This window comes from Lacinutrix sp. MedPE-SW (genome assembly GCF_001874145.1).
In the GTDB taxonomy this organism is placed as follows: Bacteria; Bacteroidota; Bacteroidia; order Flavobacteriales; family Flavobacteriaceae; genus Lacinutrix.
The window spans coordinates 232147-251584 of sequence record NZ_MPCX01000003.1; the positions used below are offsets into that span (position 1 = coordinate 232147).

Genomic DNA, 19438 nt, shown 5'->3' on the forward strand with positions numbered 1-19438 from the left:
TAAGCGTTTGTTCCTACTTGCAACCTTAGTAATAGTTGCAACAGTTGTTTTTTCTGCTGAATATGATAAATTAAAATCAAAAATAAGCACTACAGCAATTGTATCTAACAATTAAAATAATAATACAAAGATCCCCAATCGAGTATTTGAATCATTTTTAAATATATGATTAATAGCACATTTATTTAGATTGGCATGCCTGATTAATTTCAGGCATTTTTTTTACCTAAATTTTTATTATAACTACTAAAGGCATAACATTTGTTATATTTACACAAACAATTGCTATGAGACTTTTATTTATTTTCACCTTTCTTTTAAGTTTTAGTGCCTTTGCCCAAGATGACATTTTAGCCAGAGAATATTTTAAAAATGGAGATTTTGAAAAAGCTGCTACTACCTACAAAAAACTATATAAGAAAAATACTAGAAATAAAATTTACCTTTTACAACTAATAAAAGCATACCAACAATTAGAAAAATTTAAAGAAGCAGAAACACTATTAAAAAACGAATTAGCTCGTTATGAAAACCCACAATTATTAGTTGAATTGGGTAGAAATTACGCTTTGCAAAACGACACAATTAACAGTAAGTTAAATTACGATAAAGCAATACAAACTTTAGAAAAAAACCCAAATAATGCTTATGCAGTTGGTAGAAGTTTTGAGAATTTTTCGCTTTTAGAGCAAGCCATAACTACTTACAAAAAAGGCATGCAACTAAAACCTCAGCTAAACTTTAACTTAAACTTAGCACGAATTTATGGAGAGCAAGGCGATGTAGAAAAAATGTTTAATAGTTATATTAATTTTTCTGAAATTAACAAAACATATATTAATACCGCAAAACGAGAATTTAGCTCTTTTATTAGCGAAAATAAAGAGAATGAAAACAATATAATACTAAAAAAAATATTATTAAAAAAAATACAAACAGCTCCTAACCTTTTATGGAATGATATGTTAAGCTGGTTGTTTATACAGCAAAAAGAATACAATAAAGCCTTTATTCAAGAAAAAGCTATTTACAAACGAGAGCTAGAAAGTTTAGACCGTGTTGAACAATTAGCAAATATTGCCTACAACCAAAAACAGCCCGAAACTGCAAAAAATATATTTAAATTTATTATTGAAAACACACAAGAGATAGACATACAAATAAATGCACATTATAATCTTTTAAAAATAGAAACAGAATACGCTGAAAAAAAAGACTATAAATTAATAAAACAAAAATATTTAAACCTCTTAGATGTATACGGTAAAACACCAAGAACCGTAAACTTGCAAATTGCATATGCTCATTTTTTAGCTTTTTATCTAGACCAACCTAAAGATGCTATCACTTTTTTAAAAGATAGTTTAAACATAAACTTTAGTAATTACCAATTAGCGCAAATAAAATTAGAACTTGGAGACATACTTGTATTAGAAGAAAAGTTTAATGAAGCATTAATCTATTACACACAAATTCAACGTGCTTTAAAAAACACCAAAATCTCACAATTAGCAAGATTTAAAGTAGCAAAAACAAGTTATTATAAAGGTGATTTTAAATGGGCAGAATCTCAGCTTAAAATTTTAAAAAAATCTACATCTCAACTAACAGCTAATGACGCATTAGACTTAAAACTGCTTATAAGTGATAATAAACAAGGAGACTCTTTACAAACTGCATTAAAAAAATATGCTAAGGCAGATTTACTAGCTTTTCAAAACAAAAAAGAACAAGCTATTACAATATTATCAAATATTATACAAGAGCATAAAACCGAAACCATTATACCTCAAGCCTTACTTAAACAGGCACAATTATTTGAAGACAAAGCAGACTTTGAAAAAGCAAAGTCTAATTACCTTCAAATTATTTCAAATTATACAGATGGTATTTTAATAGACGATGCCATCTTTGCTCTTGCAGAGATCTATAATAACCAATTACAACTACCAGAAAAAGCTAAAGAACTTTACGAACGCATAATATTTAACCATGCAGATAGTATTTACTTTGTAGATTCACGTAAAAAATACAGAGCATTAAGAGGTGACGCTATAAATTAAGAAAAGCTTAAACATTGTAGTTTTTCTTCAATTCCTTTTTAAAATCCTACCTTTGCAAAAACTCTTTTTTCAATACAATTTTTAAGGAATGATTATATACAACGTCACAGTTAATATAGATAATAGTGTGCACGAGCAATGGTTAACTTGGATTAAAGAACATATTCCACAAGTACTTGCAACAGGTAAATTTTTAGAAGCAAAACTTACCAAGGTTTTAGTAGAAGAAGAAATGGGTGGTGAAACCTACTCTATACAATATAGAGCACATTCTCGCGAATCTCTAAACGCTTACTATAAAGAAGACGCAGATCGCTTAAGAAACGAAGGTTTAAAACTATTTGCCGACAAGATGCTTGCTTTTAGAACAGAGCTAGAAGTTATAGATGAATATGCTGTAAACTTTAAATAAAATACAGCAAACCACAACTTAGTATTTAAACTAAAAAATTTAAAACAGCTACCAATGACCAAAAAAAAACACAATCCACACCAAGTAAAAGCAAAAAAGTTTTTGGGTCAGCACTTTTTAGAAGACGAAAGTATAGCAGAACAAATAGCAGACGCTTTATCACTTGAAGGCTATAAAAAAGTATTAGAAATTGGTCCTGGAATGGGTGTTTTAACCAAGTATTTATTAAAAAAACCTGTAACAACCTATGTTATAGAAATAGATACCGAAAGTGTAGAATATCTAAAAAATAATTATCTAAACCTTGCACCAAGAATTTTAGAAAAAGATTTTTTAAAATACGATGTTAGCGAAACCTTTGGAGACGAACCTTTTGCAATTAGTGGTAACTTTCCATATAACATATCTACACAAATTGTATTTAAAACCTTAGAGCTAAGAGACCAAATACCAGAGTTTTCTGGAATGTTTCAAAAAGAAGTTGCCCAGCGCATTTGCTCTAAAGAAGGCAGCAAAGTATACGGTATACTCTCTGTATTAACACAAGCATTTTATAATGCAGAATATTTATTTACCGTACCACCAACAGTATTTAATCCACCACCAAAAGTAGACTCAGGAGTATTAAAACTTACACGTAAAAAAAACTATAGCTTACCATGCAACGAAAAACTATTTTTTAGAGTGGTAAAACAAGCATTTCAGCAACGTAGAAAAACATTACGTAACAGTTTAAAAACATTCGAATTGAGTGATAATTTAAAAGCAAATGTTATATTTGGCAAGCGACCAGAACAACTCGATGTTCAAGCCTTTATTGAGCTTACAACATTAATTGAAAACGACACCAAAAACGAGTCTATTTAGTGGAAGAGCAAGAAGAAAATATCCAATTTAAAATAAGCGATGCGCTTATAACTAGTGTAGAACAATTAGTAGATGCTAAAAATGATAACGCCATTTTAGAATTATTAAATGAATATCACCATGCGGATATAGCCGAAATTCTTGAAGACCTAAATACAGAGCAATCCAGCTACATTATTAAATTATTAGATAGTGAAAAAACATCCGAAATCCTTATGGAAATGGATGAAGATGATCGAGAGAAAATCTTAGCAACACTATCTACAAAAGAAATTGCAGAAGAAATCGAAGAGCTCGATACCGATGATGCTGCAGATATGATTGCCGAGCTTCCCGAAGAACGACAAGAACAAGTAATTGCACAAATTGAAGACCAAGAGCACAAAGCTGAAATTCAAGAACTATTAACTTACGACGAAGATACAGCTGGTGGTTTAATGGCAAAAGAATTAGTTCGAGTAAACGAAAACTGGACCGTTACAGAATGTGTACGCGAAATGCGCGCACAAGCCGAAAACGTAACAAGAGTTCACTCTATTTATGTAGTAGATGGTAATGAGAAGTTAATAGGACGTCTCTCACTAAAGGACTTACTTATGGCATCGCCAAGAGCCCACATTTCTACAGTATACATACCAAAAGTAGATTATGTAGACGTTAACGAAGAAGCCGAAGAAGTAGCTAGAATAATGCAAAAATACGATCTAGAAGCCATTCCTGTAGTAGACGAAAACAAAGTATTAATGGGTAGAATTACCATTGATGATATTGTAGACGTTATACGAGAAGAAGCAGATAAAGATTACCAACTAGCAGCAGGTATAACACACGATGTAGAGGCAGACGATAGTATTTTACAACTAACCCGAGCAAGACTACCATGGTTATTTCTAGGTTTAATAGGAGGAATTGGAGCATTTGTAATCATGTACTTTTTTGAAGGCAGACTACCAGAACAAGCCGTAATACTATTTTTATTCACACCATTAATAGCCGCAATGGCAGGAAATGTAGGAGTACAATCAAGCGCCATAATAGTGCAAGGTTTAGCAAACGACGATGTAAAAGGCAGTATAAATAATAGATTAGTAAAAGAAATGCTTCTAGCCGCGCTAAACGGTGTAGTATTATCTATATTTCTATTTCTATTTGTGTTCGCATGGGAACAAAACTTTAAGCTCGCATTAGCCATATCAGTATCACTAGTAGTAGTAATAATAATCGCCGGATTAATAGGCACATTTATACCGCTATTTCTAGACAAAAGAGGCGTAGATCCAGCCATAGCAACAGGACCATTTATCACCACAAGTAACGATATTTTTGGTATAGTAATCTATCTATTAATATCAAAATCAATATTAGGCTTTTAGTATTAAAAGTAAAATATTTGGGCGTTTCCTTTTTTCTCTTCGTACCTCAGGTAAAAACGTCAGGCTCTCGCAAGTCGCTCTCTGCGAGGAGCTCCAACAATTGCTCAATCCTTAACGCAAAACTTTGTAACTTTAAACACAATTAACTGCATTTAAAGATTATGAAACCAATAAACATAAACCAAAAACACACCCTATTTACAAAACAATGGCATCCACACCGCATTGCAACAGTAGATAATATGCAAGTACTACTAGCAAAACTAAAAGGAGAATTTGTTTGGCATAGCCATGATAATGAAGATGAGCTTTTTCAAGTAATAAAAGGCACATTATACATGCAATTTAGAGACAGAACCGAGGTTGTAAATCAAGGAGAAATAATTGTAGTACCAAAAGGAGTAGAACATAATCCTACAACAAAAAATAATGAAGAAGTACACGTGTTACTATTCGAAAAACTATGTACATCACATACCGGAAAAGTAAAACACGACAAAACACAAACCAACTACCCAGAAATTTAAAATAAAGAGCATCACTAGTAAAATGAAAATATTACATATAGATAGCAATCACCCATTATTAATAAACCAACTCAATACCTTAGGCTTTACAAATCATGAGAATTATGTAGATTCAAAAGAAAACATTCAAAAAAGCATTCATGAGTACGATGGTTTTATAATAAGAAGTAGATTTAGTATAGATAAAGCCTTTATAGATTCAGCAACAAATCTAAAATTTATAGGTCGTGTAGGTGCAGGATTAGAAAATATAGATTGTAATTATGCAGAGCAAAAAGGCATAACACTTATTGCAGCACCAGAAGGAAATAGAAATGCTGTTGGAGAACACAGTTTAGCAATGCTATTATCTTTATTTAATAAGCTAAACAAAGCAGATCGAGAAGTAAGAAACGGGCAATGGCTGCGTGAAAACAACCGAGGATTAGAGTTAGATGGTAAAACCGTAGGTATAATAGGTTATGGCAATATGGGTAAAGCCTTTGCAAGAAAGCTACGCGGTTTTGATGTTAACGTTTTATGCTACGATTTAAAAACAAACATTGGAGACAGTAACGCAACGCAAGTAAACTTAGCACAACTTCAAGAACAGGTAGATGTATTAAGCTTACACACACCAGAAAACCCATCAACCATAAACATGGTAAATACAAATTTTATAAATGCCTTTAAAAAACCGTTTTGGTTAATAAATACAGCACGCGGTAAAAGTGTAGTTACAAAAGATTTGGTAACCGCATTACAATCTGGAAAAATATTAGGTGCAGGATTAGATGTTTTAGAATACGAAAAATCATCATTCGAAAATTTATTTACTAGCAATAATATGCCAGAGCCATTTAAGTATTTAATTAAGTCTCAAAATGTTATTTTATCGCCACACGTTGCAGGCTGGACAATAGAAAGTAAAGAAAAACTTGCGCAAACAATAGTTAACAAAATTCAAGAAAAATTTTGCTAACTTTAAAGAGATTAAACATAAACTATAATGACCTCGAAAGCTAAAACACCAGAAGAGTATATAGCCCAACTACCAGAAGATAGAAAAGCACCTGTTACAAAATTACATAATCTTATAAAAAAGCATATGCCAAAAGGTCTAGAGTCTGGAATAGGCTATGGCATGTTAGCATATTATGTACCAAAAACTATTTATCCAAACGGTTATCATTGCAAACCATTTCCACCTTTACCATTTATAAATCTAGCATCACAAAAAAACTACATAGCACTTTACCACTCTGGAATTTATGCTAAAAAAGAATTGCACGATTGGTTTGTAAGCGAATACCCAAAACACAGTAAACAAAAGTTAGACATGGGAAAAAGCTGTATTAGGTTTAAAAAACCAGATGCTATACCTTACGATTTAATAGAAGAATTGTTAGGTAAAATGACTGTAAAAGAGTGGATTGAGATTTATGAGAAAACTATAAAAAAATAGATATTAATTAATAATATTTAAAAAAAGGAAATGAAAAAAAGAGTAACAGGAATTGGTGGATTATTTTTTAAAACAAAAGATCCAAAAGCCTCAAAAGATTGGTATAAAAAACACCTAGGTTTTAATACAGACGATTACGGTAGTACATTCTGGTGGAAAGACAAAGATGGTAATGACTGTTCAACACAATGGTCACCATTTAGTGAAGACACTAAATATTATGAGCCTTCTAAAAAAGACTTTATGTTTAATTACCGTGTGGAAAATTTAGTAGAGTTATTAGCGACTTTAAAAGAAGAAGGTGTCACTATTGTTGGTGAAATGGAAGAATATGAATACGGAAAATTTGGTTGGATTTTAGATAACGACGGTAATAAAATAGAATTATGGGAACCTATAGACCAAGCATTTAAATAAAAAATGTAACTTGTTTACCACAAAACTAACCCTATAACAACTAAATTAATGGCAGAAGAAAACAAAAACTTCGAAGACGAGATTAAAGAAAAAATTGAAAACGCCGAAGAAAAAACAGAAACACTCGCCGAAGAAACTAAAGACTCTTTAAAAGATTTTAAAGACAAAGCATCAACTATAGCAGACGATGCCAAAGAACAATTAAACAACTTAAAAGATAAAGCATCGCACTTTATAAACGAAGATGGTAAAGATGTTTTAGACAAAGCAAAAACGAAAGCCTCTGAAATAGCAAATGAAGCCGAAGAGAAACTTGAAGAGTTAAAAGAAGACGCTAAAGAAACCTTTGAAAAAGCAAAACAAAAAACTACCGAATTTATAAACGAAGACGGTAAAGAATTGTTAGATGATGCTAAAGAAGCTTTCGACAATGTAAAAGAAAAAGCTACAGAAATAGCTACTGAGGCAGAAGATAAACTTGAAGATTTTGCAGATGATGCTAAAGAAGTAATTGAAGAAACTACCAAAAAAACAAAAAACTTTTTTCAAAGGCTATTTGGTAAATAAAATATATAAAACCTAAGAATGATATCTTAGGTTTTATTTTTAAATTTTTTATTGTAATATTGCAATATCACGTTAAAATATTTAAACTATGGGATTTACCAAAAAACATATTTTCGATAAACAACAAAATGATATTGCTACATTTACTAAAATGATTGGGCATCCTGCAAGAGTATCTATTATACAATATATTAGTCAAAACAAAGATTGTAACTGTAATGCATTAGTTAAAGCAATTGGTTTAGCACAACCAACTATATCTCAGCACTTAGGCGAGATTAGAAAAACAGGTTTATTAAACCAAACAGTAAAAGGTAAAAGTCTATTTTATAGTATTAATCAAGATAAACTTAATGAGTGTAGAAGAGTTGTAAACGACTTTTTTGTAAAAACACAGGTTAACTGTAGTAAATAAACACGTAATTATAAACCATAGTTTACTGGTAAGAAATCTCCAATACGTTGTCTGGCCATAAAGCCTCCAAAAAGTACTTTATCTATTGGAGAATGGTTTCCGTAAGCATCAATATAAAATCGTTTTACTTCACTTTTTATAGCAGACTGTCTTCCTTTACATAATATGTTAAGTTTCATTAAAAGCTCAACTTCTGTGACATTTAAACTGTCGTTTTTAAATGTTTTAATGTATAACGATGGGTCTGTTTGGTATTGACCTTTAAACACTTTAAACTTTTCTTTTTTAATTCTATTATTTGCTATTGCGCGCATAAAATGTAAAGTAGAACCTATATATGCTTTTTCTCTATTTCTCAAAGCGCGTTTGTGCTTTTTAGATTTTATGTTTTCGAAAAAAGTTGTACCAGAATACACAACAGATGCTACTGTTTTAAAAGCTTTTTCTAAATCTAAATTAGATTCTAAATTAATATTATAGGTAATGGCAAAATCTTTAATATCATATTTAATTATATAGTCTAAAGCTTCGTTTTTTATAATAATAGGAGAATTTGCTGATGCTATAAGTTGCTTTGTTTCACGTTCAAAATTTAGTATTAGAGCGTCTTCATTTAAAATTTTACATTGCTTTGCAAATTCAGATTGACCAAGAAATTCTCTTCTAAATTGTTTGAGTTTATATTGGCGAGACCATTCGTCTTTACTATTTAAAACAACTTCTTCTAATGCATTTATATCTTCTTTTAACTTAAATTGTTTTATTGTATTAAAGTTTTTTATAGTATGGATTTGTGTTTCAAAACCAATAAACGATACTACTAAAGGCGAATTAATAGGTTGCTTTAAATTTATACTAAATTCACCATTAAAGTTTGTTATTGTTCCTATTGAAGTATTATCAAAATAAACTGACGCTCCAACAATAGGTTCGTTGTTTTTAATGTTTAATACGGTACCTTTTAATTCTTGAGCTTTGCCAATTATACCAAATAATAAAACAAATACAAGAGTTAAAATTTTCATTTATTAAATATTATTTATCTGTTTCTGTTGTAGGTGTATTTGGAAACTTACTTTCTAGTTCTGCTTGAAATTCTTCCATTACAGGCCTAACAGTACTATCTGGAAGGTCTGATATTTTAATATACATTAAACCATCTACAGCATTATTAAATAATGGATCTACATTAAAGGCTACAAGTTTTGCGTTTTGTTTAATGTACTTTTTTAATAATACTGGTAACCTTAAAGCTCCTGGTTCTATTTCGTCTATTATTTTATCAAATTTATTTAAATCTGCTTCAGTTTCTTCAAAAACAAAATCTTTATCTGCATCTTTTAACTTTACCTTAAATTCCTTTTTTGGATGCACATATTGTGCTACATAAGGATCATAATAATGAGATTTCATAAACTCAATCATTAAAGACTTTGAAAACTCAGAAAACTGATTACTAATACTTACGCCACCAATTAAGTAATTGTGCTCTGGATGACGTAATGTTGTATGTACAATACCTTTCCATAGTAAAAATAAAGGCATTGGTTTTTGTTGGTAATCTTTAATTATAAATGCGCGTCCCATTTCTATAGATTCGCTCATCATTTTATGCAATTCTGGTTCAAAACGAAATAGGTCTTGAAGATAAAAACCGTCTATACCATGAGCTTTAAATATTTGAGAACCTAGGCCCATTCTATAAGCTCCTGCAATTAATTTAGCTTCATTATCCCATAAGAACATGTGGCAATAGTAGCTATCAAATTTATCTAAATCTATAGCTTCATTTGTACCTTCTCCAACAGCTCTAAAAGTTATTTCACGAAGCCTACCTATTTCTGTTATTATATTAGGTATATCGCTTGCTGGCGTTAAGAACACTTCGTAGTTTTTACTTTCTAACAAGCGTTTATCGTTTTTTCTAAGTGCTTCTACTTCTGCTATCATTAACTCCTTACTAATTGGAGTTACAATAGTTTTTGGTGTTTTTAGCACTTTTAAACTTGACGAAATTGAACTTATAATTTTTTCTTTAGGTTCAAAAGTATTAGATAACATATATGTTTTACGACGAATAAAGGCTGTAAAACTTTCTAATGTTTTATGTTCATTTTGATCTTTAACAGAAATTGGTTTTCCTACTCTAACTTTTATTGTTCTCTTTTTTTGAGTAAGTAACTCTGATGGTAGTTTTGCTGTTCTAAAGGTATCGCTAATTTTAGATAGTTTATAAAACAATCTACTATTTTTAGCATGAAAATATATAGGTACAATAGGTACATTTGCTTTTTGAGCTAATTTCATCGCTGCTTCTTCCCAAGGTTTATCTACCATTAACTTACCGTCTTTATAGGTAGATACTTCTCCAGCAGGAAATAAACCTAATGGATGCCCTTCACGTAAATGCATAATTGCATTTTTAAAACCGGCTATACTAGACTTTACATCCTTTCTGTCTTCAAAAGGATTTACAGGCATAATATATGGCTTCATTGGCTCAATACGATGCAATAAAAAGTTTGCTATTATTTTAAAATCGTCTCGCTTTTCAAGCATTAATTTTAATAGTAAAATACCATCTATTCCTCCTAATGGATGGTTTGATACCGTTATATATGCGCCATCTTTAGGTAAACGTTTTAAGTCTTCTTCTGGAATTTCAAACTTTATTTGAAACTCGTTTAAAATAGCATCTAGAAATTCTATTTCTTTTAAATCCTTATTTCGATTATAAATTTTGTTTAAAGTAGAAATTTTTAATGCTTTCATTAATAGCCAACCAGCAAACGTGCCAAACACACCATACTTATTTAAATGGATTGCTTTTGAAACTTCTTTTGCTGTTACTAACGACATTTTTATACTTTATTAACGCCTACAAATGTAAGCAAAAAGATTATTGAGTTACTATCTGTACTGTTTGTTGAAACAACTGCTTAAGTAACACGGTTTTACCTTGCTCTAAACTAGTAATTGAAGCATTATCATAATGCCTAATTGTATAAAGTGATACATTTTCGTGACAAGTTACTTTAAATTTTGCCTTTAAATGCAATAATAATTTTTCAAGATTATTATAATTGTTGTCTATACATACTGAAAAACTAATAGCAGAATTTTGTATAACACCAACCTTCATTTTATATTGTGATAATAAGTTAAATATTTCACTAATATTCTCTTCAACTATATATGAAAAATCTAAAGTTGAAAGTGATAATAAAACTTGATTTTGTTTTAATATAAAACATGGTAATTGCGGCTCAATCCCAATAGATTTATTTACCGTAGTACCATTATTTTTAGGGTTTAAAAATGATTTTACATGTAATGGTATTTCTTTTCTTTGTAAAGGTTGAAGCGTTTTTGGGTGAATTACAGAAGCTCCATAAAAAGCAAGCTCTATAGCTTCGGTATACGATATTGTATTTAGTAGCTTTGTGTTTTTAAAATGCCTTGGATCTCCATTTAGTACACCTGGTACATCTTTCCAGACTGTAACACTTTCTGCATTTAAACAGTAAGCAAATATCGCTGCTGTATAATCACTTCCTTCTCTACCTAAGGTTGTTGTAAAATTATTAGCATCACTACCTAAAAATCCTTGAGTTATATATAATGTATCTGCGTTTACTGCTTTAGATATTATATCTTGAGTTAAATCCCAATTTACATTTGCATTACGGTAATAATCGTCGGTTTTTATGCATTGTCTTACATCTAACCAAGTATTATTATAATGCCTTTTGTTTAAATAATTACTAATTATTGTGCTAGAAACAAGCTCTCCATAACCAATAACTTGATCGTATATAAAATTATAATTTGGAGATTTATTACTGTTTAAAAACTGTAATAATTCCTTAAAAAGCTCATTAACTTCTGTAAAAACTTTGTGTTGTTCATTTTCAAACAAATCACCCATGATTTTTTCATGGTATGCTTTTACTAATTGTATTTCAGATTTAAAATGGTCTTTATTATTTAAATATTTATCGATTACAACCTCTAAAGCATTAGTTGTTTTTCCCATTGCAGAAACTACAATTAATGTGTTTTTATGACCTAATGTTTCTAAAACTTGAATAACATTTTTTACTCCATTAGCGTCTTTTACAGATGCGCCACCAAACTTAAATACTCGCACTATATATTGTTTAAATAGTTTTTAATTCCATTTTCGTTTAAATGTACAACATCCCAATCTCGTTTTACATTAGCTCCTTTCTTTTCATAAAAAGTTATCGCAGGATCATTCCAGTCTAATACCTCCCAACATATACGTTTTACACCTAATGTATTGCCGTATTTTACAACTTCGTTTAATAATATTGTACCCAATCCATGACCTCTCATTTTTTCGCTAACAATTAAATCTTCAAGGTGTAAAACTTCTCCTTTCCATGTAGAGTAGCGCATATAAACTAATGCAGCACCAACAATTTTAGAGTCTATTTCTATAACAAAACACGTGAATTTTGGTTTTGCACCAAACCCATCAATTTCTAAATCACTAACAGAAATTTCGACCTCATTAGGTTCTTTTTCAAAAACGGCAAGTTCTACAATTAAATCGTGAACTTGCTTCATGTCGCTTTTTGTTGCTAAACGCGCTATATAATTCATAATAAAAATATATTGAAAATCAAATATAACTTAAAGTTGAATATCGTACTACATTTACATTATGGAAATCGATATAGTTTGTTAAAAAAAACGATATTTGCAAAAAGCATCACAAATACAACATGTCTAGAAAAAATCAAACCTTAGGTGAATTTATTATTGAAAACCAGGCCTCTTTTAAATATACATCTGGTGAATTATCAAGACTTATTAACTCTATAAGGCTTGCTGCTAAAGTAGTAAACCATGAAGTAAATAAAGCTGGTTTAGTAGATATTACTGGAGCTGCTGGTGATGTAAATATTCAAGGTGAAGATCAACAAAAACTAGATGTTTATGCAAACGAAAAGTTTATACAAACACTAACAAATAGAAATATTGTTTGTGGTATTGCTAGTGAAGAAGAGGATGATTTTATTACTATAAACAGTCAAGATGAAAATAACCAAAATAAATATGTTGTCTTAATAGACCCATTAGATGGTTCATCTAACATAGATGTAAATGTATCTGTAGGTACAATTTTTTCGGTATATAGGCGAGTTACTCCTATAGGATCACCTGTTACAATAGAAGATTTTTTACAAAAAGGAAATCAACAAGTTGCTGCTGGATATGTTGTTTATGGTACATCTACAATGCTAGTTTATACAACTGGACATGGTGTAAATGGTTTTACATTAAACCCAGCCATAGGGACTTTGTATTTATCACATCCAAATATGCAGTTTCCTGAAAACGGAAATATATATTCTGTAAACGAAGGGAATTATAATCATTTCCCTCAAGGCGTAAAAGATTATATAAAATATTGCCAAAAAGAAGAAGATGACAGACCGTATACTGCAAGGTATATTGGCTCTTTAGTTTCAGATTTTCATAGAAATATGATAAAAGGAGGTATTTATATATATCCTAAAAGCTCAAAAAACTCAGACGGAAAATTACGTTTATTATATGAATGTAATCCTATGGCGTTTATAGCCGAACAAGCAAATGGTAAAGCTAGTGATGGTTTTACAAGAATTTTAGACATAGAACCCAAAGAGTTACACCAACGTGTACCATTTTTTTGCGGTAGCAAGAATATGGTAGAAAAGGCCGAAGAATTTATGAGCAAAAATTTGTAATACAACTTTGTTAAAATTTTGCTACATTTGTTAGAACTCAAACTATTAACAGCATAATGGCTAAAGACGCTAAAACAAATCCTGAAATAACTAACGCTCAAGACCCAACATCTAAAATTGATGCAATTAAGCAATTAATTTTTGGTGAAAATATGGTTGAATATAACCATGAATTTGAAGCTGTCAAGCAAGACATTCTAAATAAGAAAAAAGAGCTTGAGAATTTAGTAGATGAAGTAAAAGCAGAACTACTTCAAAATATAGATAATTTAAGTACAGATATTAACATTAGAATTACTGAACTTGAAAATAATCTCGAGGATAAAGCTAATAGCTTAGACGAAAAAAAATTAGACCGTAAAATCTTTGGCGATTTACTTATTAAACTTGGCGAGAAAATAAGTAACTAATTCGATTCTCACGCCATGAATCAAGAAGAAAGACTTAGTATTTTAAAAGACATCTTATTAACAGATGAGCGTGAGTATGCCAAAAAAGTTGAAGAAAAACTTCGTGTTGTCGAAGATATTGTAAACAGGCAAAACAAACTTTCTGAAAGAGTAAACCCAATAATCGATGATAAACTACACGAATTTGTTGTAGAAATCCCAAAAACATTAGGTCCAACAATAACAGAAGCTTTAAAAACTGAAATTAAAAACTCTCAAGACGCTGTAGTTGAAGCATTATTTCCAATAATTGGAAAAATGATAAAAAAATACGTGCAGCACGAAATGCAAATACTTTCTGAGCAAATTAATGCCAAAATGAATAGTGCATTTTCTTTTGAAGGCTTAAAACGCAGATTTATGTCTAAGAAAACAGGCGTGAGCGAAGGCGATTTAATTTTACAAAGCATAGCACAACCTACTGTAGAACAAATCATGGTTATAGAAAAAGGATCTGGTATAATAATATCAGAGTATTCTAAAACACAATCTATAGACGAAGATATGGTTTCAGGAATGCTAACCGCTATAAAAAGTTTTGCAGAAGATGCCTTTGAAAAAAGTGATCAAGAATTGCAATATATAGAGTATGACAGCTTTCACCTACACCTTCAAAATTTTTCTTCTTACTATATTGCAGTAGTAATATCTGGAGCTTATAATATATTATTTAAAGACAAATTAGAAGATAAGCTTTTAGACTTTGCTCAAAATTACATTAACAAAGAAGATTTAGAAGACAATGATTCATTTTCTAAGAAATTAAAAGTATATTTCGGCAATGAAAATCTCTAAAAAAATAGTTTTATTAGGCCACTTTGGAGTAGGTAAATCGTCTTTAATTAGGCGTTTTGTAGAAAATACATTTACCGAAGATTACAAAGTAACAATAGGCGTACATATATTTAAGAAAAACGTTACTGTACCAGAAAAAAACACAGATGTATCATTAATTATCTGGGATTTAGAAGGTAATGACGACATTACAAACACAAGGCTATCTTATTTATTAGGCACAAATGCCTTTATTTATGTGTACGATTTAACTAGACCTGCAACTTACCAGAATATAAAATCTGAAATAGAATTTTTGCAATCTAAGCAACCAAAAACACCTATAACAATAGTAGGAAATAAAGAAGATTTAGTTACAAAGACATTTATAAAGCAGAACAACGATAATTTTGGCGCTTTAACGGATTTGTACGTTAGTGCAAAAACCGGAAATAAAGTTGATGAACTTTTTTCTAATTTAGCTGAATCACTTATTTAATTAAGAAAATTCCAGCTAATTCTATGTTAGAAGAGTACAAAAAAAAACATACAAAACCGCTAGTACAACACCTAATACTAGAATTAAATGGTGATATATTAGAAACCGACGAAGCATTGTTTTCTATTTCAAAAAATGAAAATATTGCTAATATCCATCCATTTTTCGAAACCTTATCTACATTATTAAATACAAATAATGAAGATTTTAATTTTTCATGTATTCATTTAAACATTGGAAACTATACTGCAATTTGTGATATAATTATAAAAACATTTTCTAGCGACAAAAAACCTTTATTAATTATTCATGATTTAACAGAGCACTACAAAACATACCAAACTACTGCTCAAGTAAGAAACGAATCTGTTATAAACTCTCAAATATTAGAGCTTAAAAATAATTATCTAAAAGAAAAAGAAGCTTTTAAAAACACATTTATTGCAAACTTTAGTCATGAACTTAGAGACCCATTAACTGGGATATTAACCTTTTCAGACATTTTAAGTAAAACAAGTTTAACAGCACAACAAAAAGATTATATCCAAATCTTAAACTCATCATCAAGCTTCTTAAAACAAATGATTGATGATATTTTAGATATTTCTAAAATAGAAGCAGGAAAGTTAGAACTTACAATAGAACCTTTTAGTTTAAGTGACTTGTTAGAAGAATTAAAATTAAACTACACCTTAAAAGCAAAACAAAAAGGTATTGAGTTTAACTATAATTTTGACACTAATTTACCACAAATTGTAGGTGGAGATAGCAAAAGATTAAGACAAGTAATTACAAACTTGTTAGATAACGCAATAAAATTTACACCAGAAGGAAGTGTAACCTTAAATGTATCGCTAAATCAAATTAGAGCTCAAAAAGCAAGTATTCATTTCGAAATTATAGACACAGGAATTGGTATTAAAAAAGAGCACTATAAAGACATCTTTTCTAGTTTCACCCAAGTTAGTGAAAATGACAATTATAAAGGTACAGGTTTAGGTTTAGCAATAGTAAAATACTTGGTAGAACTAACTAATAGTAAAGTTAATGTAGAATCTGAATTAGGAAAAGGCACAACTTTCTCTACAAGTATTAATTTTTTAGCGCATTCTGGGTTAAAATTAACACAACAGAAAAAACAAACAGATATAGAATTCAACCCTAATAAAAAATATAATATTTTACTAGTTGAAGACTCAGAAATAACACAACTTTCTGTACTTAAAATCTTAGCTACAAAAGGTCAATTTTTTCTTGATATCGCATCAAATCCAGACGATGTAATTTCAAGAATTTCAACTTTTGAAAATGAAGTAGACTTAATATTAATGGATATTAAGTTAAAAGAACATAATGGAGAAGATATTGCTAAACAAATTAGAAGTTTACCAGAACGTCAACATAGAAAAATACCAATTATAGCAATGACTGCTAAAGTGTTTAAAGAAGATTTTAAACGCTATAAAAAAGCAGGAATTAACGATGTATTAAAAAAGCCTTTTAACGAAAGGCAATTTTTAAAAAAATTATCAGAACACCTAAATTAAATTAATATTAAATAAACCATCCCTCGATTTGATTATAGTATACCTTGTTTAAAAAAATTGTATCTTTAGTAATACTAAAGGTTTATACCTAAATGCATGTTAGAAAACTACGACATTACCTACAAAGACTCTGCAAATCAAATTCTTATAATAGATAAAAATGGTCTTGTAATAGAGTCTGAATCACAATTATATAAAAATGCAAAAGGTAAAACTATAGAGTCTTTACATCCGTTTTTTTTAAGTATAACAAACCTTTTAAAAATAGAAAACGAAACATTTAATTTTAAATGTGTAAACCTTATTGTAGACAATAAAAACTACACTGTAGACATTGAGCTATATACAAATAAAAAGGAAGAGTTCGCAGTACTCGTAATACAAGACTTAACAAACCAATACATTAAATATCAAAAAGTTGCACAAAATCGTAATGAGTCTGAGATAAAATCTCAAGTCTTAGATTTTAACAATAAATTATTACTAGAAAAAGAAGCTTTTAAAGATAATTTTATCGCAAATTTTAGCCATCAAGTTCGTCTTCCTATTAATAGTATAGATGGTTTTGTTGCACAACTAGAAGAAAGTAACTTAGAGCAAAGTCAACGCTACAATTTAAATATTATAAAAAACACCAATGGTAGACTAAAAGCCATGGTAAACGATATAATAGACATATCTAAAATTGAAGCAAACCATTTTAAAGCCTACAACATAAGCTATAATTTAACTGAAGAATTAAACATACTATCAAATATTTATAAAAAAAAATGCGAAGAAAAAGGACTGCAATTTAACATCGCTATAGATAGCTCATGTCCAAAATACGTAATTGCAGATAAATTTAGAATAGCTCAAATACTTAGTAATATTTTAGGTAATGCCATAAAGTTTACAAATACAGGAAGCGTAAATTTAAAAGTTAATAACATAAGTAAAAGCGATAAACAAGCTAAACTCCAATTTACAGTTAAAGACACTGGAGTTGGTATAGAGCAAACACAATTAAAAAATATTTTCCAAAGCTTTTATCAAATTAGTAATAACACCCATAATGATGGTTTTGGTTTAGGCCTAGCTATAACAAAAAACCTAGTTAAAGCCTTAAAAGGAGACATAAGTATTTCAAGCAAGCTAGATTTAGGTACAACTATAGATGTTATTTTAAACTTTAAATTAGATAATAAACAAAAAGAACAAAAACCAATAGTACCTAAAAAAACCACACTTCCTAATGCACCAACACTATTAATAGCAGAGCCATTAATTAAAGACCAAAACTATTTATTAGAAACGCTCTTACAAAAGCAAAAATACAATGTAGACTTAGTAGAAACAGGAGATCAAGTTGTAGAAGCATTGCACAAAAAACCTTACGATATCTTAATAATGAATCTAAAATTACCAACTATGGATGGTTTAGATACAGCAAGATATATTAGGCATTCAGATTTCAATCATTTCAATAAAATTCCAATTATCGTACTTTCTACAAAACCTTCTAAAGAAGAAGAACAATATTGTAAAAACCGAAAAATTAATAGCTACGTTGGTAAACCATACGACAAAGCAGAATTAATTAGAAAAATAAATTACAACATAAAAAAAAAGCAAGCTCAATAGAACTTGCTTAACTTTTATACTATAGCTGTAATATTATCTATTCATCAACTTTATTTCTTCAATAAAAGTATCTAAATCAACACCATTACTCACTAAAGTTAAAGCCTTATCAACAACATATTTTGTGTTTTCAGGATTAAAACCTAAACCAACAGCAATTTTTCTTAATAAAATTTCTTCGTGATCACCTTTAATATGGTCAACATATACCATACGCGATAAATCGTATAAACGCTCCAATCTACTATCGTAAGAATGTGGCGGATTAATTGGGTGAGACTGGTAATCTTCTAAAATCTTAGCATAATCACCTTCACCAATATCTAAATTACGTGCCAAACGGTCTAAAAACTTTTTTTCATCCTCTGTAATAACACCATCATCCATTGCTACTCTAACTATAGAAGCAAAATGGTCCTCGTTGCGCTTTTTAAAACCGCTATCAAATAAATCTGCAAATGACATATATTTCTTTTAATATTTTAAGTGCCTCAAAGATAGACAAACTAAAAATGTTTTAAAATTAAAATTTTCTTTTTTTGGGCATTCATTTTACTTCTTTTAAAGAGAAGCAAAATACCGCGCTTTCACTACTCGCTTCTGCCTAAAGGCAAGAGAGCTCAAACAAACCGTTCAATCACTAATGCAGTAACCAAATGCACTCTATATTTATAAATTTAAGTTAAAACCAGCAATTAAAAA

Annotated in this window: 21 protein-coding genes; 16 read left to right on the top strand and 5 right to left on the bottom strand. The window is 29.8% G+C overall.

Annotated features, from left to right (window positions below):
- The first annotated feature begins 287 nt into the window (after positions 1–287).
- From BM549_RS04585 to BM549_RS04630, 10 genes are all read left to right on the top strand, one after another.
- Complete coding sequence (locus tag BM549_RS04585; protein ID WP_290469189.1) at positions 288–2063, top strand: tetratricopeptide repeat protein; 1776 nt, start codon at positions 288–290, stop codon at positions 2061–2063.
- Between the two features lie 88 nt (positions 2064–2151).
- A complete protein-coding gene (locus BM549_RS04590; protein WP_290469190.1) occupies positions 2152–2475 on the top strand; it encodes a DUF4286 family protein in 324 nt (107 codons plus the stop codon).
- A 54-nt stretch (positions 2476–2529) separates the two neighbouring features.
- Positions 2530–3342 (top strand): 16S rRNA (adenine(1518)-N(6)/adenine(1519)-N(6))-dimethyltransferase RsmA, encoded by an 813-nt coding sequence (rsmA, locus tag BM549_RS04595; protein WP_290469191.1) that lies wholly within the window; start codon positions 2530–2532, stop codon positions 3340–3342.
- Positions 3342–4715, top strand: a complete 1374-nt coding sequence (gene mgtE, locus BM549_RS04600) for a magnesium transporter (protein WP_013869400.1) — start codon at positions 3342–3344, stop codon at positions 4713–4715. The genes rsmA and mgtE overlap by 1 nt, the downstream gene beginning before the upstream one ends.
- Before the next feature lie 161 nt (positions 4716–4876).
- A complete protein-coding gene (locus BM549_RS04605; protein ID WP_290469192.1) occupies positions 4877–5242 on the top strand; it encodes a cupin domain-containing protein in 366 nt (121 codons plus the stop codon).
- Positions 5243–5264: 22 nt separating this feature from the next.
- Positions 5265–6203: a 2-hydroxyacid dehydrogenase gene (locus BM549_RS04610; protein ID WP_290469193.1), complete on the top strand. Its 939-nt coding sequence runs from the start codon at positions 5265–5267 to the stop codon at positions 6201–6203.
- Positions 6204–6230: 27 nt separating this feature from the next.
- Positions 6231–6686: a DUF1801 domain-containing protein gene (locus BM549_RS04615; RefSeq protein WP_290469194.1), complete on the top strand. Its 456-nt coding sequence runs from the start codon at positions 6231–6233 to the stop codon at positions 6684–6686.
- 30 nt (positions 6687–6716) lie between these two features.
- Positions 6717–7103: a VOC family protein gene (locus BM549_RS04620; protein WP_290469195.1), complete on the top strand. Its 387-nt coding sequence runs from the start codon at positions 6717–6719 to the stop codon at positions 7101–7103.
- A gap of 48 nt (positions 7104–7151) precedes the next feature.
- On the top strand, positions 7152–7670 hold the full coding sequence (locus BM549_RS04625) for a hypothetical protein (protein ID WP_290469196.1): 519 nt from the start codon (positions 7152–7154) through the stop codon (positions 7668–7670).
- Positions 7671–7758: 88 nt separating this feature from the next.
- Positions 7759–8085, top strand: coding sequence for a helix-turn-helix transcriptional regulator (locus tag BM549_RS04630; RefSeq protein ID WP_290469197.1), 327 nt, complete (start codon positions 7759–7761; stop codon positions 8083–8085).
- 8 nt (positions 8086–8093) lie between these two features.
- Here the strand turns inward: BM549_RS04630 and BM549_RS04635 are convergent, their stop codons facing one another.
- Genes BM549_RS04635 through BM549_RS04650 form a run of 4 tightly spaced genes read right to left on the bottom strand, consistent with a single transcriptional unit; the run spans position 8094 to position 12714 of the window.
- Positions 8094–9110: a carboxypeptidase-like regulatory domain-containing protein gene (locus tag BM549_RS04635; protein WP_290469198.1), complete on the bottom strand. Its 1017-nt coding sequence runs from the start codon at positions 9108–9110 to the stop codon at positions 8094–8096.
- Positions 9111–9120: 10 nt separating this feature from the next.
- Positions 9121–10944, bottom strand: coding sequence for a lysophospholipid acyltransferase family protein (locus BM549_RS04640; protein WP_290469199.1), 1824 nt, complete (start codon positions 10942–10944; stop codon positions 9121–9123).
- 40 nt (positions 10945–10984) lie between these two features.
- Positions 10985–12235 carry an aspartate kinase gene (locus BM549_RS04645; RefSeq protein ID WP_290469200.1) on the bottom strand — a complete coding sequence of 417 codons (1251 nt, stop codon included), beginning with the start codon at positions 12233–12235 and terminating at the stop codon, positions 10985–10987.
- Positions 12235–12714, bottom strand: coding sequence for a GNAT family N-acetyltransferase (locus BM549_RS04650; protein WP_290469201.1), 480 nt, complete (start codon positions 12712–12714; stop codon positions 12235–12237). The genes BM549_RS04645 and BM549_RS04650 overlap by 1 nt, the downstream gene beginning before the upstream one ends.
- Before the next feature lie 122 nt (positions 12715–12836).
- Between BM549_RS04650 and fbp the strand changes: the two genes are divergently transcribed.
- From fbp to BM549_RS04680, 6 genes are all read left to right on the top strand, one after another.
- Positions 12837–13844 carry a class 1 fructose-bisphosphatase gene (fbp, locus tag BM549_RS04655; protein ID WP_290469202.1) on the top strand — a complete coding sequence of 336 codons (1008 nt, stop codon included), beginning with the start codon at positions 12837–12839 and terminating at the stop codon, positions 13842–13844.
- Positions 13845–13900: 56 nt separating this feature from the next.
- A complete protein-coding gene (locus BM549_RS04660) occupies positions 13901–14254 on the top strand; it encodes a fructose 1,6-bisphosphatase (protein ID WP_290469203.1) in 354 nt (117 codons plus the stop codon).
- Between the two features lie 15 nt (positions 14255–14269).
- Positions 14270–15088, top strand: coding sequence for a cell envelope biogenesis protein OmpA (locus BM549_RS04665; RefSeq protein WP_290469204.1), 819 nt, complete (start codon positions 14270–14272; stop codon positions 15086–15088).
- A complete protein-coding gene (locus BM549_RS04670; RefSeq protein WP_290469205.1) occupies positions 15075–15566 on the top strand; it encodes a Rab family GTPase in 492 nt (163 codons plus the stop codon). Before BM549_RS04665 ends, BM549_RS04670 begins: the two co-directional genes overlap by 14 nt.
- 23 nt (positions 15567–15589) lie before the next feature.
- Positions 15590–17113 carry an ATP-binding protein gene (locus tag BM549_RS04675; RefSeq protein WP_290469206.1) on the top strand — a complete coding sequence of 508 codons (1524 nt, stop codon included), beginning with the start codon at positions 15590–15592 and terminating at the stop codon, positions 17111–17113.
- Positions 17114–17209: 96 nt separating this feature from the next.
- Positions 17210–18736, top strand: a complete 1527-nt coding sequence (locus BM549_RS04680) for an ATP-binding protein (protein ID WP_290469207.1) — start codon at positions 17210–17212, stop codon at positions 18734–18736.
- Positions 18737–18769: 33 nt separating this feature from the next.
- Here BM549_RS04680 and BM549_RS04685 read toward each other — a convergent pair whose 3' ends face one another.
- Entirely contained in the window at positions 18770–19201 is a 432-nt protein-coding gene (locus tag BM549_RS04685) for a TerB family tellurite resistance protein (RefSeq protein ID WP_013869417.1), read from the bottom strand.
- Positions 19202–19438 lie beyond the last annotated feature (237 nt).

What these genes read in the sequence shown, in the direction of transcription:
- BM549_RS04585 (WP_290469189.1), top strand. Translation starts at nt 288, where the DNA reads ATGAGACTTTTATTTATTTTCACCTTTCTTTTAAGTTTTAGTGCCTTT.
- BM549_RS04590 (WP_290469190.1), top strand. Translation starts at nt 2,152, where the DNA reads ATGATTATATACAACGTCACAGTTAATATAGATAATAGTGTGCACGAG.
- rsmA (WP_290469191.1), top strand. Translation starts at nt 2,530, where the DNA reads ATGACCAAAAAAAAACACAATCCACACCAAGTAAAAGCAAAAAAGTTT.
- BM549_RS04605 (WP_290469192.1), top strand. Translation starts at nt 4,877, where the DNA reads ATGAAACCAATAAACATAAACCAAAAACACACCCTATTTACAAAACAA.
- BM549_RS04610 (WP_290469193.1), top strand. Translation starts at nt 5,265, where the DNA reads ATGAAAATATTACATATAGATAGCAATCACCCATTATTAATAAACCAA.
- BM549_RS04615 (WP_290469194.1), top strand. Translation starts at nt 6,231, where the DNA reads ATGACCTCGAAAGCTAAAACACCAGAAGAGTATATAGCCCAACTACCA.
- BM549_RS04620 (WP_290469195.1), top strand. Translation starts at nt 6,717, where the DNA reads ATGAAAAAAAGAGTAACAGGAATTGGTGGATTATTTTTTAAAACAAAA.
- BM549_RS04625 (WP_290469196.1), top strand. Translation starts at nt 7,152, where the DNA reads ATGGCAGAAGAAAACAAAAACTTCGAAGACGAGATTAAAGAAAAAATT.
- BM549_RS04630 (WP_290469197.1), top strand. Translation starts at nt 7,759, where the DNA reads ATGGGATTTACCAAAAAACATATTTTCGATAAACAACAAAATGATATT.
- BM549_RS04635 (WP_290469198.1), bottom strand. Translation starts at nt 9,110, where the DNA reads ATGAAAATTTTAACTCTTGTATTTGTTTTATTATTTGGTATAATTGGC.
- BM549_RS04640 (WP_290469199.1), bottom strand. Translation starts at nt 10,944, where the DNA reads ATGTCGTTAGTAACAGCAAAAGAAGTTTCAAAAGCAATCCATTTAAAT.
- BM549_RS04650 (WP_290469201.1), bottom strand. Translation starts at nt 12,714, where the DNA reads ATGAATTATATAGCGCGTTTAGCAACAAAAAGCGACATGAAGCAAGTT.
- fbp (WP_290469202.1), top strand. Translation starts at nt 12,837, where the DNA reads ATGTCTAGAAAAAATCAAACCTTAGGTGAATTTATTATTGAAAACCAG.
- BM549_RS04660 (WP_290469203.1), top strand. Translation starts at nt 13,901, where the DNA reads ATGGCTAAAGACGCTAAAACAAATCCTGAAATAACTAACGCTCAAGAC.
- BM549_RS04665 (WP_290469204.1), top strand. Translation starts at nt 14,270, where the DNA reads ATGAATCAAGAAGAAAGACTTAGTATTTTAAAAGACATCTTATTAACA.
- BM549_RS04670 (WP_290469205.1), top strand. Translation starts at nt 15,075, where the DNA reads ATGAAAATCTCTAAAAAAATAGTTTTATTAGGCCACTTTGGAGTAGGT.
- BM549_RS04675 (WP_290469206.1), top strand. Translation starts at nt 15,590, where the DNA reads ATGTTAGAAGAGTACAAAAAAAAACATACAAAACCGCTAGTACAACAC.
- BM549_RS04680 (WP_290469207.1), top strand. Translation starts at nt 17,210, where the DNA reads ATGTTAGAAAACTACGACATTACCTACAAAGACTCTGCAAATCAAATT.
- BM549_RS04685 (WP_013869417.1), bottom strand. Translation starts at nt 19,201, where the DNA reads ATGTCATTTGCAGATTTATTTGATAGCGGTTTTAAAAAGCGCAACGAG.